A 17,008-nucleotide genomic window follows, 5' to 3' on the forward strand; every position below is an offset into this window, starting at 1 on the left:
TAGGCATGACGATACACGAAAATCCGGATTTAGCTTCCGTTAAGGTGATCTCGTTGGCGGATTTTGGCGACGCTGAGCAATTGCAACAGAACGCTGGTGAGGTCTTACGGCGCGCGATTGAGGCGGCAGGCGCTCAAGACGGTCCAATCGTTCTGGAGGTGCCTTTCGGAACCTATCATTTTTATCCGGAGCATGCAGACAAAGCCGCTTATTATATTACCAATACAGCCAGCGAAGAGGAGAATCCCGACATCACGCGAACGATCGCCTTGTTGATGAAAGGTCTTCGCAACTTTACGCTGGAGGGGAACGGCTCCCTGTTTGTTATCCACGGCAAACAAACGATGCTGCTGCTGGATGGCTGCGAGAATATGGAGATTCGCAATTTGCGCTTCGATTATGCCCGGCCGACCGTGACCGAGATGACAGTGGAGCGGTGCGGAGAATATGAACTGGACGTACGCGTGCATCCGGACTCGCAATACAAGTTGGAAGACGGACGGCTTACTTGGGTTGGCGAAGGCTGGACTTTCCGGGAAGGACCGGTGCAGCACTGCGACATAAACGCAAACCGTACCTGGAGGGTGGACGATTGGCCTTCACGGGCAGAGCGGGTTGAGGAAATCGGCAGTCGTCGCCTCAGATACCATTTTGCTGATAAGGCCGTACCGGATGTCCTGCCCGGTATAACCGTTCAAATGCGCGATGGCATACGCGACCAGGTTGGCATTCTGATTGCAGGCTGCAAGCGGGTTCGCCTGACCGGCCTGGGAATTCATTTTATGCATGGATTAGGCGTTGTTGGCCAGTTCAGCGAAGAGTTAACCTTTACGAATCTGGAATTGGCGCCGCGCACTGAGACTGGAAGAACGGTAACGGGATTCGCCGATTTTATTCATTTATCCGGCTGCCGGGGGCTAATTTCCATTACGGACAGCAGGTTTGCAGGTGCTCATGACGACGCGATCAACATTCATGGTACCTATCTGCGTATTGTAGGCCAACCGGCATCAAATCAAGTGCAGGTGAGATTCATGCATCCGCAAACGTATGGGTTCCAGGCCTTCTTCCCGGGTGACGAAGTCGCTTTTGTTAGCGCCGACAGTCTTGCATCCTATGCTGCCGGAAGGGTTGCTGCGGTGGAGAGGCTTAATTCGCGCGAGCTTCTCCTGACCTTGGAGCAGCCGGCTCCCATCCTGCATGGGGAGCAAGATGTTATTGAGAATCTGACATGGTCCCCGGAGATCGTAATTGAGAAGAACCATTTTGCCCGCATTCCGACCCGCGGCATACTTGTGACGTCGCCACGAAAGACGATTATACGGGATAACAGGTTCGAAGGCATACACATGAACGGTATTCTGGTCGCGGCCGATGCAAATTCATGGTATGAATCGGGCGCGGTTACGGACTTGCTCATTACGGGGAATCATTTTGGGGCCAGCGGCGGGGCAGAGCATCCGATTATCCGGATTGCTCCCGAGAACGAGCTTTCTATCTCAGAAGTACCGGTGCACCGAAACATCAGAATAGAGGGTAATCGGTTTGAAGTCTCCCAAGCTGCGCTGCTATCGGCGCGGAGCACGGAAGGGCTTGTCTTCAGCCGGAACGAGATTCTGGTTGAACGGTTGTGCGAAAGCGTAGAAGAGCCGGATGCAAGCGGGTTCTTTGCGATTGAAAGCTGCAGCGGCGTTGAAATAGAAGGAAACACGTTCCATATCCAGAAATCGTAGATTAACAAAAGAGACAACCGGCGTTCCGGCTGTCTCTTTTGCGTTCTATTAATCCTGCTCACTCCAAGCACGGTAAATGCGGCTTACCTCGCGGAAAGACTGCTTCGGCTTGCGGTATTCGTTGACCAGACCTTTGTTATTGAAGCTGCGGGCACGGTCGCGGAAATGGTTGCCACTGCTCTTTAGATCACCCCGGATATCCGCAAATTGCCAGATATAAGTGCCTCCGATGAGAGGATCCTCTCTAAATATGCCAAGCGCTTCGGTGACAATATGCGCCTGGTAATCCTCGCTGAACAGCCTTGGCTCCCAGCCGACATCGCCAAAAATCCCGGCTCCGCCGAATTCGGTCATTAATACCGGCTTATCTCCCGCTCCCATTTGTTCTGCACGCTTATGGAATTGTTGAAGCATTTCCTTAAAACCGTCAACCTGGCCTTCATACCAGCCATAATATTTGTTGATGCCGATGACGTCAAAGAGCGGAAGCAGGACATCCTCCAGCGGATGCATGGTGGCATAGGTAACAAGTCTGCTGGAATCCAGCTTCCTCACGAGCTCAACCATCCTTTTTGTCATCTCGTAAGCGTCTTGCGTTCTTGAATCGATCTCGTTATGAACGGACCAGAATACAACCGAAGGGTGATGGATGTGCGTAAGAACCATCTCTTCCATCATTGTTAACGCACGATCTTGGAAGAGAGGTTCGCAGACCGTCTCGTTCGGCAGCATAGCTCCCCAAATCGGAATCTCGCTCCAGAAAACAATCCCGTTCTCATCCAGCAAATCCAGCCAATACGGACTTTGGGGATAATGGGAGCCGCGAACCGTATTGCAGCCAAGCTCAAGAATGATATCCAGATCCTTCTGCATAAGCTTGGGAGGGAAGGCAAAGCCCCATTCCGGATGTTCCTCATGCCGGTTAATGCCTCTTAAATAGACGGGAGCACCATTGATTCGTATTCGGTGATCCCTTGTTTCGATTTTGCGGAAACCAATCCGTTCGTATTTGTCGTCTTGTTCGATGCCAGCCCGGAACAGATAGAGCTCCGGCTTGCCGGGATTCCACAAACGGACATCATTCCATTCGAATCTAAATTCAAGCTCTTCCGATTGCCCGGCTGCCACGCGAACTTGTTCCGACCGTATCACCTCATTGCCTTCTGATAAGGTGAAAAGAGCGGATTCGTCGTTTTGCGAGAGCGAGCATAAACGGACTTGAACCTTGATGTCGGCAGCAGCTCCATCCAGCTCATAATTTATTGCGAATTTATCGATATAGATATCCGGTAAGGTCTGTAGCTCAACCGAGCGAATAATACCACCGTAATGGAACCAGTCGACGACTTCGGTCGGGATGGTCAAGCGGTCGAGCGTGCTGTCTGTCCGGACAACGAGCTCATGCTCTCCTGCAGGCAGGGAGGGGAGAATAAATTCAAACGGCGTATATCCGCCATAATGGTAACCGAGATGTTGACCATCGAGATAGATATCGGCATGGCCTAATACGGCATGGAATATAAGCCGAACATGCTGAGCATCTTCCGTACGCAGCTTTTTCCTGTACCAGGCGATACCCTCGTAATCATACAAATGAAGTTCGTTATTCCAGCAGGAAGGCACATAGAGAGATTTCTCGGCATGTGGAAATCGCTCGAACCACTTCTCTTGCCGTCCCGTATTTTCGGGATCTTTTACAAAGTCCCATGGCCCGTCTAACAGCGTTGTTTTACGAATATGATGCTCCGGAAAAGTACGAATCAATGCGGATCCTCCTTAAGCTTCAGCTATTCATAGCCGGCGTGTTAATCGTCTGATAATATGGTTAATATAGCATGACGGATCGGGCAGCTGAATGGAAGAAACCGATATCCGCATGTCATTTTCGAGCTTGTTTATCTACGGAACGATTCTAGGAGGTTATGCAGGATGGCAGACCTAAGCCATGCAACCAAACATCTTGTTGTCCATATCCACCTCATTCTCGATAAATCGACGTATCCCGGCTGGAAGGATATTCGCAACCTTGTTAATGTGCATAGCTTGTATTGGATACATGAAGGGAGAGGGACCTTCCTGACGAACACCGAGCATCAGGTTGAGGCGGGCATGCTGGCGTATTTAAGGCCTGGACTGGAGATGTCCATGCGCTCCGACCCGGAGGCGCCGCTTCGTATGACCATGGTGTTGTTCGATTGCGCGGAGCTTGTTTACGAGGCGGTATGGAAGAATACGATGCCTGTTGGTAAATTGAGCTTCCCTTTTCTAAGCCAATACGGAGATCCTCAAGCCGAAGAGCTTGGCGCGTGGTTCAGAGAAATCAATCGGAGCTGGGCTGCGCGAATATCGGATGGCTCCAGCGTTCCCGAATCTCAGCTGCTGTTGTTACTGAACAAATTGCAGCACAGCAAGGAGCCGGATTGGAATATCGACGAGTCGGGCGTTTTTGCTTCTTATGAGAAGATCAAACAAACCTTGGAGAGCAGCTACAAAGAAAATTTGCGAATCGAACAATTGGCCAAGACGTACAGCATTTCTCCTTCATACCTTCGCAAGGTGTTCCTGAAGCATACGGGAATGGGGCCGAAACAATATTTGGATCATATACGCAACCGTCAGGCTTGCGATTATCTTGTCTTTACCGATTATCCTATCAATCAGGTTGCCAAGCTGTGCGGGTATTACGAGGAATACCATTTCAGCAAAATGTTCAAACAGCATAACGGCATGTCGCCAAGCCATTATCGGATAACGAAGAGGGCGGAGGCCGGTACATCAACGAAGAAACATAGCCGATAAATGTGATTGGTTCCCGCAAGCGTGTCCGATCATCGGCGTTATGATCTCTAACGAAACGACATAACGTTATTTGACCATTTTCAGGCATCATAATGATAATAATCGGTAATTAGCGTTACATAGTTTCGTTAGCCCTTGTGCAAAAAAATAACGCCATCAGTATTATGACCCGATGGCGTCAAAGTCCTCTTACTCCTCGTCTTGCTCCACTCGCAGAACAAGAAGATTGGAACGAATGGTAAGCCTCCTCAATAAATCATTTATTCTGAAGCTGACGGAGGCTTGGTTCTCGACCTGCTCATCTGGCGGCAGAAGGGACTGCTCGGCTCTGAATCTGACCGCCAGCGACTGGCCGGGAGACAGATTGCCAAGCGGTAAGCCTTGTGCCGGATCCGCTCCGCTTACGTTTCTGCCGTTAATATCCACGCTGCCCGGAACAAACAAGGTTCCCGCTTGCAGCATATCGTGAAGGACCGCATCATTAATCGGCAAATCGCTCACATTAGCCACCGTTATGGTAAATCTAACCTTATCGCCTACGAATATCGTACCCGAGTCGGAGCTTTTCGTTACGACAAGCGGTGGGCTTATGACTCGGAGGACCGCGTCGGCGCGTACCAGGCCGATTTGAGAAGATTCCGCCAAAATCGTATTCACAATCGGTGTGCCCGGCACTGCGTTTTCCGGAACGGTAAACGGGATGATAAGCGACAATGCTTCGCCAACATCCTGCGAGGCAACGATAGCAAAAATGCCAAGCAACGGATCGGAAACACGGATGTTCGTTAGTGGAATGTTACCTGTGTTTTGTCCGCGCATACGGAAAAAGACGGTTTCTCCAGGCAATGCGATTGGAGGAAATACGGTCTTGGTGACCTCCAGTCTTGGATCCGCCGGGATGGTCACATTGACGGATGCGCTAACAGGAGGTGACTCATTCGAACTGAGAATGGCTGTATTGGTAAGAACGGTCCCGCCGCGTGTTCCTGCCGGTATGGTAAATGTCCGGGATAGCTGAGTAGAGAAGCCCGGAGGGATAGTATCCGCAGACTCGTCAATTCCCAGCAATTCATCTAAGAAACGCAAATTAGTAAGCGATGTGTTTGAATTGTTTTGGATAGAAAAGGTGAAGGTTACCGTATCTCCTGCTAATGCAATTGAAGGATCGACGCTTTTGGTCAAATTAAGAACAAATTCAGGCTGCACGGTAAGCGTTGCGGTCGAAGAAGTCTCTCCCGTTTCTGTTGACGTTGCGGTTGCCGTATTGGTAAGAATGGTTCCTGCCTGGACGATAGGCACGATAAACGGAAGCGGAATGATATGGACCGAGCCAACGGGTAAAGCTGGAATAAGCGAGTTCAATCCAAGACCTGCATCCGTCACGATAACGTTGGTTAATACCACATTTCCCGTATTCTGAACGCGAATGGTGGCTGTTACCGTCTGACCCGGAGGTGCCTCGGCCGGCTCGAAAACTTTGCTGAGTTGAAGCAATGCTGTTGGGTCTACAGTTACCGTAGAAGTGCCTTCTTCAGGATTAGACTGATCTGAGGTGGCAATCGCGGTATTCACGATGACTGTACCGGGCAGGATGCTTGACGGCACAACGTAAGGGAATACAAGCGTCCTGCTCTCGCCAGGATTAAGCGTACCGATATCGCTGGCTACGCCAATGGCATCATCCCTGAGTTCAATACCTGTCAATGCAACCGTCCCCGCGTTAGCAACCGTAATTGTATAGATAACGGTGCCGCCGGGAGCAACAATTTCCCGGTCCGGTGTTTTGGTAACGGTCATAACCGGAGGCAACGGGTCTACAAGCACGTTTGCTGTGGTATCTATCGTATCGGTCTGATCGGAAGCAGCCGTACTGCGATTTTGAATAACCGTTCCGATTGGCGTTCCAACCGGAATGAAAAATGATGGCGTAAACGATTGAGAGGCCCCTATTCCGAGAGTTGAAATAACCGTACTGAAGCCTAGCAAAGCATCTTGGACAATAACGTTGGTGAGCGGAACATTGCCGGTATTCTCAACCGTAATGGTGTAGGTTATCGTAGCGCCAGGCAGTGCGTTCTCTACGCTTGGCGTCTTCGTAATCGAAAGTGCGGGAACTCCCGCCACCGTTACGTTCACGGATTTTTCCTGAGGCGCGGTTTCAGTTGAAGTAACAATAACCGTATTGTTAATGATTGTTCCGGCTGAGGCAGTAGCGGAAATCGTGAACGGAACGGTCTCGATGACGGATACGCCGGGCTCAAGTGTAACAATCGTATTGACATAGCCAAGAAGAGGATCGGCAATAACAACGTTTGTGAGCGGCGAGTTTCCGGTATTGATTACGGTGAATGTAAAATGGACCGTACTGCCTGCGATTGCTTGGGTCTGGTCAACTGATTTGTTAATTGCGATAGAAGGCTCAGGAATTAATATATCCAATGAAGCGTTGTCGATGTCCGTTACCGTCAATGATTCGAACGTACCCGATACCGCTGCTGTGTTAACGAACGGGTTAACGGACAAATCCGGTACGATAAACGGGATGCTGAGCGTCCTTTCCTCCCCAATGACCAAAGTGCCAATCACTTCGTCAAGTCCAATCAAAGGATCGGTTAACCGAACATCGGACAAGACGGTATTACCCTTATTTGCAATGACCAAAGTGTAAGTAACTTGATCCCCTCGTGCAGCTTGTGGAGGTGAAACTGATTTGGTCAGCAAAATATCGGGCTGTCCCAGTACTTTCACAACGGCATCCGATTGGGCAGGACCGATCTGGTCCGTCGTAACGGATGCGATATTCACAATGGTCTCGCCCTGCTGGGCATTATCCGGAATAATAAAAGGAACTGTAATGATGATCGAGTCTCCGGGATCTAGGGCTTCGTAAAGCTGGTCAACATTTAGGACGGGATCCGTAATTCGGATATTCGTAAGTCGATCATTGCCCGCATTCGATACATTAATGGTATAAAGCACGGTTTCTCCCGGAGCGGCAATTTGAGGATCAACCGATTTGACGAGATAGATTTCCGGAATTGGCGAAACGACAATAGTTGCGGTATCGGATACGGGCGGCGCTTCATTGGAGGTGGCGACCGTCAGGTTGTTGAAGACAGTACCTGCTAAAGTGCCGGCAGGCACAACGAACAGCACGTTAAAAGTACGTGATTCGCCTACAGCAAGCGATGGGATAACCTCGGTAAAGCCTACTAGATCATCCTTGACGGCAACATTGGCAACGGGAGCATTGGATAAGTTCGTGACGGTAATCTGATAGGTAACCGTCTCGCCGGGAGGTACGGTGATACGGTCAGACGATTTAGTAATAGATAACTGGTAATCAGGCAGCACGATCACTTCGGCTTGGTCCTGAACCGGTAGGGTTTGATCCGATATCGCAAATACCGTATTCACGATAACGGAGCCCGCTGGAGTTCCGGGCGGTACAACGTATGTGGCATGCAGTTCCACGGTCGATTCGGGCGGAAGGAAGAGATGATATCAACCAGGCCAAGAAGCGAGTCTTCAATACGAACGTTTGTTAACGGGAATGGTGCCGGATTTTTAATCGAGAAGGTATAGGTGATGATCTGCCCCGGTAATGCTTCCGTAGGCTCAGCGGTTTTGTTGATAAAGATTTCAACCGCCTTCTGGACAAAAACAATATAATCCTCTACTTCCCCGTCTGTTGCCGGCCCTAAGCTTCTGGTATCCGCGAGCTGTCCCGGCGGATTCGCATTCACCAGCGTGTCGGTTGTTAGACGTATTCTAACAAAAGTATGATCCAGGATTGGCATCACGCCAAAAGCAGGGAAAAAATGCAGCTCATAGGTTTGAGTGCCGGGAATCGAAGGGATCGTCAATACAGGAGACGCCTCATCTTCTTGGTAAATGCCATCCCCGTTAAAGTCTACCCACGCATACAGATTAGCTGATGTACCTGTCGTATTCGTCACGGTCACCGGGAAGGAATAGAAACCTAAATTCGCAATTAAAATTGGCAAGGGCACAGCTACGCCATCGTCTTGGATACCTTGCGTCAAGTCATCTCCGGTTGCGTCAAAATTCTGATGGGCATCCGTCTCCGCCGTAACTCTCGTGCCCAGAAACAGATTATTCACGAGACCATGACGGGGACCGTCGGAGGGTAGCAACGTAGAATAATTGTCCGGCCCATTGCCCGCAGCAACATCCGGCGCATCGCCAAAATCCAAATTAATAGTTGCAAGAGCGCACATAGTGGCATCGTTGAAGGAGGATGAGACCGTTGATGAAAAGCGGCTTGCGGCAGCTGTATTCCCCGAAATGGTGTAACGGTATATATTGCCGTCGTTATTCGAAATGGCATAAATTGTACCGGTTGCATCAAGGGCAACCGCGCCAAACGGTCCCGTATTTAATGGAGTAGTTGTAATATTCGTTATTGTGCCCGTCGTTGGCGCAATTCGCTGCATCAGCCCAGTTGGCGTTATGGCATACAAGTTGCCGTCCTGCGGCCGATATACCCAATCGCTGGAATTGAGCGCACGGCTTAAAGCTACTCCAAAGTTGCTGGTCTGCTCCAAAAAGCCGTTTGCCGGATTGACCAGCTTCATGAACGTCGCGGAATTCGGGCGAAGATCAATGACATAAAATCTCGTCTCGTTATTAACAAACAAATAAAGGAATCCGTTCAAGTCAAATGTTCCGACATTGTAAGTGTCTGCCGGTAGACCAGGCGGAAGAGGAAAAAGGATGATGACATTCCCGTTGTTGTCTACGCGGACGATACGGTTATTTAATTGATCATAGCCATAGATGTAATTATCAAGCGTATTATAGCCAATGCCGTTAATATCGACAGGCGGGCTGACGGTTCCTTGGACGACGGCTGAGCCCGTAACGATATTAATGTTGTACCAGACAGAAGGACGGCCGGAGAATTGAATCATACTCGTGGTGCAGCCAAGCGGGTTATTAATCGTGTCGTGACTGAAGTTATTGCCGCTGAGCACGGCGTTCCCCGTAATCTGAGCCGCCGTAACGGTTAACGTTAGCTTGCGAGGTCCATTGGACATCGTAAAACCTGCAGGCTGGGAAACAGCAACCGGGGGACAGGTTGCGCCTGGATTGCCTACGGTCTCATACACCGTATACGTACCCGCTGAGGTGATTGAAAAGCTGTAGCTGCCGGCCGAATCAGTTTGCGCTGGTGTGCAAGTGCTGCCGGTACTGCTAAATAACACGACAAATGCACCAGGTATTCCGGGCTCTCCAACGGTAAATACTCCGTCATGGTTCAAATCGTTAAAAACAATTCCCGTAATTGTAGCTGGCATTGCGGGTGTGGATACCTCCTTTTTAAAGGGAATTATTCCGAATGGTTATCCTAAAAACCAACATTCTATATAAATATTCTTTAAGCCTGGCCGGTAGAAGAATTTTCGACAGAGATCTTGCTTGTCCGCTTACAGTCGATTATTTGAGAATTAATAATGTGGAAATTAAAGGGAGTTGCTTGCGGATTGCCGAATATAATGTGAAGAGAGAAAGCCGGAGGAAGATTAATGAAGCTAAAAATGAGTATACTGGTTGCGCTAGCCGTATGGCTTACGGCATGCTCCGTTCAAACGGAGAAAACGGTAATCCCGCAAATCACTCCGTCACCCGATGCAGCTGAAGCGTCAGTAGAATCAGATAACCAGGACAATACGGATACGGTCAAGGAAGATCTCTCGGTTAGAGCGGTAGCTTCCCACCAGGCAGGTACACTAATGATTCAACCAAAGAGTCAAGCGATGGTAACTGTTCTTGGTGCTCCTAGCTGCTACGGGCTGGAAACCGATCTAAGCTGGACGGGAGATTATGAGGCGATTTGGAAACCCGCAGCCGGGGGGAATCCCGTGAAAGTATTGTCTTTTCCTGAAGACCTCGAGATTATAGAGCCGACCGACGAAACGGTAAATCTGCAAATGCTCACAATCGGAGATACCGATATTTTTACGTATTATCCGCGTTATACGGATTGCCATGCGCTTGAAGCTTATCTTTTTGGCGTGAAAGACGGGCAGGTATTTCCGATCACCTTCGAAGATGAAGCGGGACAGCTCACGAACAGCTTCTTCCAGCATCCGCATTATCCGCTGCAGGTGTCCGGCAATGAAGAGCTTGTGATTACAGGTGGCGAAGGCGGAGGGCAGGCGTTTATCGAGGTGTGGCATTACGGCTATGATTCCGTTCAGCATAGGATGAAGTTGAGCAAGACCGATCAAGTGCAACCCCAGGATCTCTTGCCGTCTATCAATGAAGGAGGGGATTAAACATGAAGGAGAAGGAAGAATCGAAGAAGGAGGAATCAACGACTTCTTCAACCGTAGTATCTTTTAATGAAGCTACGGATCATTATCAGAAGATTATGGGGGTTCCGAATCAACGGGCGGATTTAAAAAGCATGCCAAAGGCTTTGAGGTGGTTCTCTTATTTCTTCTACACGGTTATCATTCTTGGCGCATTGCTTTTTCTAATCTCCTGGTTCCTTCATAGGTAAGTTCTTTTAAGCGGAGCTGCGCGGCTCCGTTTTTTTATGCTCGAAAGCAATGGTCTGCTTTTTCTTTCCCGATGTTGAGGAGAGTATAGGCGGATGCTACACTTGTGCTATTCAGATGGATCCATGTGAACGAATAAAGGAGTCGTATAGGTGATGTTTAATTTCGATCCGGACAAAGTGCTGGCCGATTTCAAAGACGGTGCGCCGATGCTTGCGGCTATCGGAGACGAGACGCGCCAGCTTATCGTGGGCGCACTGCTTGGAGCCGGGTGTGAAGGAATGCGCGTTGGCAGGCTAATGGAGCTGACCCATCTGTCCAGGCCGTCTCTTAGCCACCACTTAAAAATATTGAAGGAAGCGGGCGTTGTCGGCATTACCAAAGAAGGGACAAAAAACTATTATTACCTCGATGGCTCCGGCAAGCTGCTGCAGTTAAAAAAATTAGCCGCTCATATCGATCATTATTTGGATGAGCTTAGAAAGGCGGGATATCATGTCTGAGATTGTCCTTGTTACAGGAGGAAGCGGTTTTGTAGCTAGCTGGTGTATCGTGGAGTTGTTAAGACAAGGATATACGGTTCGTACTACGATCCGCGGCTTGTCCAAGGAGGCAGCCGTCCGAACGGCGATCTCAGCTGTTATAGATCCGGAAGACCGATTATCGTTCTATCCGGCAGATCTGACGCAAGACGTTGGCTGGCTGGAGGCGATGCAGGGCTGCAAATATGTTCTTCACGTGGCTTCTCCGATGGAGGGTAGCGAAGCAGGTTTGATTGAAGCTGCAAGAGAGGGGACGCTTCGCGTGCTTCAGGCAGCCGTCAAAGCCGGAATAGAACGGGTAGTGATGACCTCCTCCTGCGCGGCGATTACTCCATCGCCAGGACAAGACATTCAGCTTCTGGACGAAACCTTCTGGACTGATCCGGACAATAAACTTCTTGACCCTTACCGCAGATCAAAGACATTGTCTGAACTTGCGGCATGGGATTTTATGAAGAAATACGGGAACGGGATGACACTTACTACGATTTTGCCTGGCGCGGTGTTTGGTCCCGTTATTATGAATGAGAAGTACGGCTCGGTGCAGGTGATAGGCCGCATGCTGGATGGCAAGGTTCCGGGAATTCCGCGAATCGGACTTGAGATCATTGATGTACGCGATCTTGCGGACATGCATATTCGCGCGATGACTTCAATCAAAGCTGCCGGAGAGCGATTTATCGCGGTGGGAGATTTCTTGTGGATGTCGGAGGTAGCCGAGCTGCTGCGGAACAAATTGGGCGAAAACGCTGCTAAGGTACCTACCCGTAAGCTGCCGGATTTCGTATTGCGAACGGTATCTTGGTTTCAATCGGACCTGCGTTCCATCGTTCCAATGCTGGGACGCAAATTCCGTCATACCCCGGCGAAAGCCCAGCGTATTCTAGGCTGGCAGTTCAGACCCGTTGAAGCAACAGTCGTGGATTGCGCGAACAGCTTGCTCAAATAAAGGAATAAAAGCCGCCGATCAGCGGCTTTTTTCTGTTACAGATGTTTTTCGTAAAACACGAGAGTCATTTTATCGTTTATTTCCTTTATTTCTCCCGTTCTTGCATAACCCAGCTTCTCGTACAGATAACAGTTTCCTTCCTCTTGCAGGATAGTATCCAGCTCCCATGACTTGGCATCGAAATAGATTTGTTCAATCCTTGCAAAGACTTTCTGGGCAATGCCTTTCCCTTGGTGTTCCGGCAATATAAATATCGGACTGACGCGATAGGTTTGATTATCCTTTGTTACCACTCTAATTGCGCCAACTGCAGCTTCCCCGGATTTAATCAAATAATAATCCGTAATTGATTGATTTAACCGAGTAATAATTCGCTCCACGGATTCATTGGCGGGACTTGTATCGAAATCCTGATATTTTTCCAATAGGGGCGTAAATGCTTTAAGTTGCATTTCATGAATACTCGCTGCATCTTTTAAGTCTGCTTTACTTAATGAGATTTCCATTAAATAAACCTCCTATTTGAGTGGTTTATTAGTTGATGAGTGTTATTCGACGGTATATTCAAATAATCCTTGCAGGTTCATCTTAATAAATGCAAATAAATGTAAGGGATGTGAACATGATGCTACCCAAACGGCATGAAGCAGTGTATACTTGCCCCAACCTCTAATCCTGAACGAACGAGGGAGGGCAATAGACATGCTGCTGGATGAGAGATATCTTACTCTATACGAGCGCTTCGGCGGTGAACCGGGTCCCGCTCAGGTAACCCTTGAGGAATTATCGGAAGTTTTATACTGCACGCCCCGCAATGCCAAGCTTATACTGAAAAAGCTTCAAAGCGAGCAGCTTATTGATTGGCTGCCGGGACTTGGAAGAGGACACCGGTCCAGGATAGCCTTCCATATTGAAAAAGAACCGTACTTAATGCAATATGCCGTTAATCTGGCGGAGCAAGGCGACTATAAACGGGCATTTGATGTCATTGCCCAATATGGCAACGGTACATCAGCCAAGCAGACCTTTTTGGAATGGCTGGATAATCAGTTTGGCTATAAGAAGGGGCAAGCGGAGGGAGGCGAGGATTGCAGAGATGCTTTGATTTTTCCCGTATTGAAAGCTCCTGTGACCCTTGATCCGGCTGACCTGCTATATTCCTTCGACTCCCATCTGATCCGCCAGATCAGCGACAGGCTGCTGCGATACGATGAGCAATTGGACAAAATTGTGCCTATGCTTGCACATAACTGGACTTCAAATGCGGATGCCACGGAATGGACGTTTTATCTTCGCAAAGGAATCCGGTTCCACAACGGTCAAGAGCTGACCTCTCGGGATGTTAGGTTTACCTTGGAACGGTTACAGCATGATACGGCGAACAGCTGGCTGCTGCGCGAGGTGACATGCGTGGAAGCCGTTAGCTCTCGCGTGCTGCGCATTAGGCTAAAAAAGGCCAACCGGATCTTTGACCGGTTCATGTGCTCTGCCGCCGCTAGCATCATCCCATATGAATTTGCCGGTATGGATGAAGAAGAGTTCTGGAGGCAGCCGATTGGCACAGGCCCATTCCAGCTTGCGAAATGGGCTAATGGACGGATCAAGCTAGAGGTTAACGATGTCTATTTTCAGGGACGGCCATATTTGGATGAGGTCGAAGTTGTCATTATGCCCGAGGATTGCGGCAATGATTTGGATAAGCTGACTAAGGTACATCATAGTTTGGATACCATGAGAATGGATAAAAGCATGACCAAGGATGATTGGCAGCAAATCGGAAAGTTGTGCCCTGGCTGTGTTCTCATGAGCTGGAATGTCGCGGTCGATAGGCCGCAGCAGTCCGCTGCCTTTCGTCATGCCGTTAGCAAAATTATTCGGCCTGGCGAAATGATTATGGAGCTTGGCGGCGAACGCGCGCTTCCTGCCTATGGTTTCAGACCGGAAGCAAGCTGCACGCAGACGCTAGAACCGATTCAGCCTGAGCAAATCCGCAAGCTTTTGCAGGAATCGGGTTATTGCGGAGAGATTTTGCGGATCGCTTTCCATTCGAAATATAACGATGACGGACGATGGGTCATTGATCGATTGGCTGAATGGGGTATTCAATTGGAGATGCTGCCGTACGGGGACGCGTTGCAAGCCGATGTCTGCATCTCAGGGCTGGTCTTTCCCGAAGATGAAGTTTGCGAGATCGAAGCTTATGAGCATCGCGATTGCGTAATGCAGTCTTATTTTGACAAAGAAAACAAAGCATGGATACTAAGCCGGATCGATGCGGCGGTTGGCGCCGAATCCAAGCAACAGCGCCGCCAGCAGCTGAGAGAAATCGAAGAGCGTCTTCGCGAAGAAGCGCTTGTCTTGTTCCTGCATCACAGGCGTCTCAGCACGTATCTGCATCCTTCCGTTCGGGGTGTCAGCTTGAATCCGCTAGGGTGGATTGACTTCAAGGATATTTGGCTGGAGCAGCATGATTAATAGAAATGAGATAAAGCAGCCGTTACGCAAAGCAGTCTCGCTACGCGAGGCTGCTTTTTTCATGGAAAAAATTACAATAAAAAATTTGCGGAAAACTGCACATATTTATCGATTTGTTACGTCTGATAGATGAGGATGTCATCTTAATGGTTGTACTGAAAATATTTACTTCTAGTATTTACGCGGCTGTTGCATTTATAATGGGCTATCATCGAAAAGGTGAAGTCCGCAAAGAAAGGATGGAACTTGTGAAGAAATTTTTTGGTATTGTAGGTGTCTTTATTCTCGTATGGGCAATTATCTCGGGTATCTTTATGTTCTTTACAGATTCCGGATATCGTCTTCGGGCGATGGCAGCGGAGACCATATTATCGTCTCAACACCGGCAGTGGGCGAAGTACACTTTTTTACCGCAAAGTGACTTGGACGCTATGCTTGAAAATATAAATAATCCGAGTTACGTGAACAGCGCCTCGGGATCGGGCGATTTAGGCGGCATGGTGAACGTAAAGTCGGATAAGGATTTGTACGTGCATGTGGAGTCGATTGAAAGCTATACCAATCCTACGCATAACTACAAAGGAAAAATCATCACGATCTCCAATCCGAATCGGGTAAAGCTAGTTAGCTCGAAGCTGAGTGACCATGGCGAACAAATCTTTGTTATCGCGAAGCGGGCGAAAGCTCTTGCCGCCATTAACGCGAGTGGTTTTGTCGATTTGGATGGGCATGGCAACGGTGGAGCTTCTACCGGTGTCGTTATTGAAGACGGCGTTATTAAAAGCCAGAATAAGAACACTAAAGAGTTCGTAGCGGGCATAACCAAAGATGGCGTGATGATTACCGGCAAGTACAGCGCGAATGAATTGGTTAATCTCGGAGTACAATATGCAGCAGGCTTTAAACCGCAGTTAATCGTAAACGGTCAAAAGATGGTTGAAGGCGACGGCGGTTGGGGCTGGGGTCCGCGTACGGCAATTGGCCAAAAAGCCGATGGCAGCATCATCTTTGTCGTTATTGACGGCCGTCAGACCCGTTCGGTTGGCGCGAGTATCAAAGAAGTACAGGATTTGCTCTACGAACGTGGAGCTGTAAATGCCATGTGTATGGATGGCGGTTCTTCCTCTTCGATGTATTTTAACGGCGATAACATTACGATTCCTTCTTCCCGCAATAATATTCCCCGTTATCTGCCGAATATTTGGGCGTTGATTCCGCAAGCCGGAGATACCCTTCACGTTGATGTGGACGGGAAAGACGTAACTTCGTTTGAAGGTCTTGGCTTGTAAAATGTGTTTGCAAATCCCTGTTGGAATGGCGACATTCCTTCAGGTTTTTTTTATTATCGAAATTATTGAAGCTAACCATCGAATACTCTCCATAATCGTCTTGAGCCATAGTTGTTATAATGAAACAACTATAGGGAAGGAGCGATAAGCATGATAACAAGAACCGTTGCCGTTGCGCAACTTGGTAAGTATGTTGAATCGGTGCCTTTGCAATTAAGAGCTTGGTCTGAGGAAAAAATGATCACGCCGAGGGCTGTTGGAAAGTGGTCACCACTTCAAATTCTCGGGCATCTTTGCGATTCGGCGATCCATAATTGCAGAAGAATCGTTGAGGCTCCTTCAGCAGAAGGACCCTATGCTATTACTTCATATAACCAGGACAAATGGGTGGAAGCTCAGCAGTATGCATCGGCACCGGTCGACGAGATTATTGCCTTATGGGAAAGTTTGAACCGCGCGATGGTGAGAGTGATCGCTGCAGTGTCTGTTGATACGTTAACGTCATGCAACATCCTGCTGCCAAACGGCGAGACGCATACGTTGGAATGGCTGGTAAAAGATTATGTTGAGCATTTGGAGCATCATCTTAAGCAAATCTCTCCGGATTTATTATTAGGGGAAGAGGCCGTCTCAAAAGGGGTTCGCTCGCTAGAGTAACGGCTCGCCTTAGTAAATTGATAAAATAGCGCTGCAG

Annotated in this window: 13 protein-coding genes; 9 read left to right on the forward strand and 4 right to left on the reverse strand. The window is 48.9% G+C overall.

What is annotated here, in order from left to right:
* The first annotated feature begins 5 nt into the window (after positions 1 to 5).
* Positions 6 to 1,733 carry a right-handed parallel beta-helix repeat-containing protein gene (locus PJDR2_RS15145; RefSeq protein WP_015844584.1) on the forward strand — a complete coding sequence of 576 codons (1,728 nt, stop codon included), beginning with the start codon at positions 6 to 8 and terminating at the stop codon, positions 1,731 to 1,733.
* A 48-nt stretch (positions 1,734 to 1,781) separates the two neighbouring features.
* Here PJDR2_RS15145 and PJDR2_RS15150 read toward each other — a convergent pair whose 3' ends face one another.
* On the reverse strand, positions 1,782 to 3,497 hold the full coding sequence (locus PJDR2_RS15150; RefSeq protein WP_015844585.1) for a glycoside hydrolase family 2 protein: 1,716 nt from the start codon (positions 3,495 to 3,497) through the stop codon (positions 1,782 to 1,784).
* A gap of 165 nt (positions 3,498 to 3,662) precedes the next feature.
* Between PJDR2_RS15150 and PJDR2_RS15155 the strand changes: the two genes are divergently transcribed.
* Positions 3,663 to 4,532 (forward strand): helix-turn-helix transcriptional regulator, encoded by an 870-nt coding sequence (locus tag PJDR2_RS15155; RefSeq protein WP_015844586.1) that lies wholly within the window; start codon positions 3,663 to 3,665, stop codon positions 4,530 to 4,532.
* A gap of 189 nt (positions 4,533 to 4,721) precedes the next feature.
* Here PJDR2_RS15155 and PJDR2_RS15160 read toward each other — a convergent pair whose 3' ends face one another.
* Positions 4,722 to 7,949 (reverse strand): DUF11 domain-containing protein, encoded by a 3,228-nt coding sequence (locus PJDR2_RS15160; RefSeq protein WP_015844587.1) that lies wholly within the window; start codon positions 7,947 to 7,949, stop codon positions 4,722 to 4,724.
* Complete coding sequence (locus PJDR2_RS15165; protein ID WP_015844588.1) at positions 7,946 to 9,853, reverse strand: DUF6923 family protein; 1,908 nt, start codon at positions 9,851 to 9,853, stop codon at positions 7,946 to 7,948. The genes PJDR2_RS15160 and PJDR2_RS15165 overlap by 4 nt, the downstream gene beginning before the upstream one ends.
* 228 nt (positions 9,854 to 10,081) lie before the next feature.
* On the opposite strand from PJDR2_RS15165, the gene PJDR2_RS15170 reads away from it, so the two are divergent.
* From PJDR2_RS15170 to PJDR2_RS15185, 4 genes are all read left to right on the forward strand, one after another.
* Positions 10,082 to 10,834: a hypothetical protein gene (locus PJDR2_RS15170; RefSeq protein ID WP_015844589.1), complete on the forward strand. Its 753-nt coding sequence runs from the start codon at positions 10,082 to 10,084 to the stop codon at positions 10,832 to 10,834.
* Between the two features lie 2 nt (positions 10,835 to 10,836).
* Entirely contained in the window at positions 10,837 to 11,061 is a 225-nt protein-coding gene (locus PJDR2_RS15175; protein WP_015844590.1) for a hypothetical protein, read from the forward strand.
* Between the two features lie 153 nt (positions 11,062 to 11,214).
* The gene (locus PJDR2_RS15180) at positions 11,215 to 11,562 is read left to right on the forward strand and encodes an ArsR/SmtB family transcription factor (RefSeq protein WP_015844591.1); all 348 of its coding nucleotides are present in this window, start codon (positions 11,215 to 11,217) and stop codon (positions 11,560 to 11,562) included.
* Positions 11,555 to 12,550 (forward strand): SDR family oxidoreductase, encoded by a 996-nt coding sequence (locus tag PJDR2_RS15185; protein ID WP_015844592.1) that lies wholly within the window; start codon positions 11,555 to 11,557, stop codon positions 12,548 to 12,550. The genes PJDR2_RS15180 and PJDR2_RS15185 overlap by 8 nt, the downstream gene beginning before the upstream one ends.
* A gap of 35 nt (positions 12,551 to 12,585) precedes the next feature.
* Here PJDR2_RS15185 and PJDR2_RS15190 read toward each other — a convergent pair whose 3' ends face one another.
* On the reverse strand, positions 12,586 to 13,056 hold the full coding sequence (locus PJDR2_RS15190; RefSeq protein ID WP_015844593.1) for a GNAT family N-acetyltransferase: 471 nt from the start codon (positions 13,054 to 13,056) through the stop codon (positions 12,586 to 12,588).
* 196 nt (positions 13,057 to 13,252) lie between these two features.
* Here PJDR2_RS15190 and PJDR2_RS15195 point away from each other — a divergent pair, with 196 nt between their 5' ends.
* From PJDR2_RS15195 to PJDR2_RS15205, 3 genes are all read left to right on the forward strand, one after another.
* The gene (locus tag PJDR2_RS15195; protein ID WP_015844594.1) at positions 13,253 to 15,025 is read left to right on the forward strand and encodes an SgrR family transcriptional regulator; all 1,773 of its coding nucleotides are present in this window, start codon (positions 13,253 to 13,255) and stop codon (positions 15,023 to 15,025) included.
* A 248-nt stretch (positions 15,026 to 15,273) separates the two neighbouring features.
* On the forward strand, positions 15,274 to 16,314 hold the full coding sequence (locus PJDR2_RS15200; RefSeq protein WP_041614313.1) for a phosphodiester glycosidase family protein: 1,041 nt from the start codon (positions 15,274 to 15,276) through the stop codon (positions 16,312 to 16,314).
* A gap of 150 nt (positions 16,315 to 16,464) precedes the next feature.
* Entirely contained in the window at positions 16,465 to 16,971 is a 507-nt protein-coding gene (locus tag PJDR2_RS15205) for a DinB family protein (protein ID WP_015844596.1), read from the forward strand.
* Positions 16,972 to 17,008: the final 37 nt, after the last annotated feature.

Origin of the sequence: Paenibacillus sp. JDR-2 (assembly GCF_000023585.1) — a bacterium.
Taxonomy (GTDB): domain Bacteria; phylum Bacillota; class Bacilli; order Paenibacillales; family Paenibacillaceae; genus Pristimantibacillus.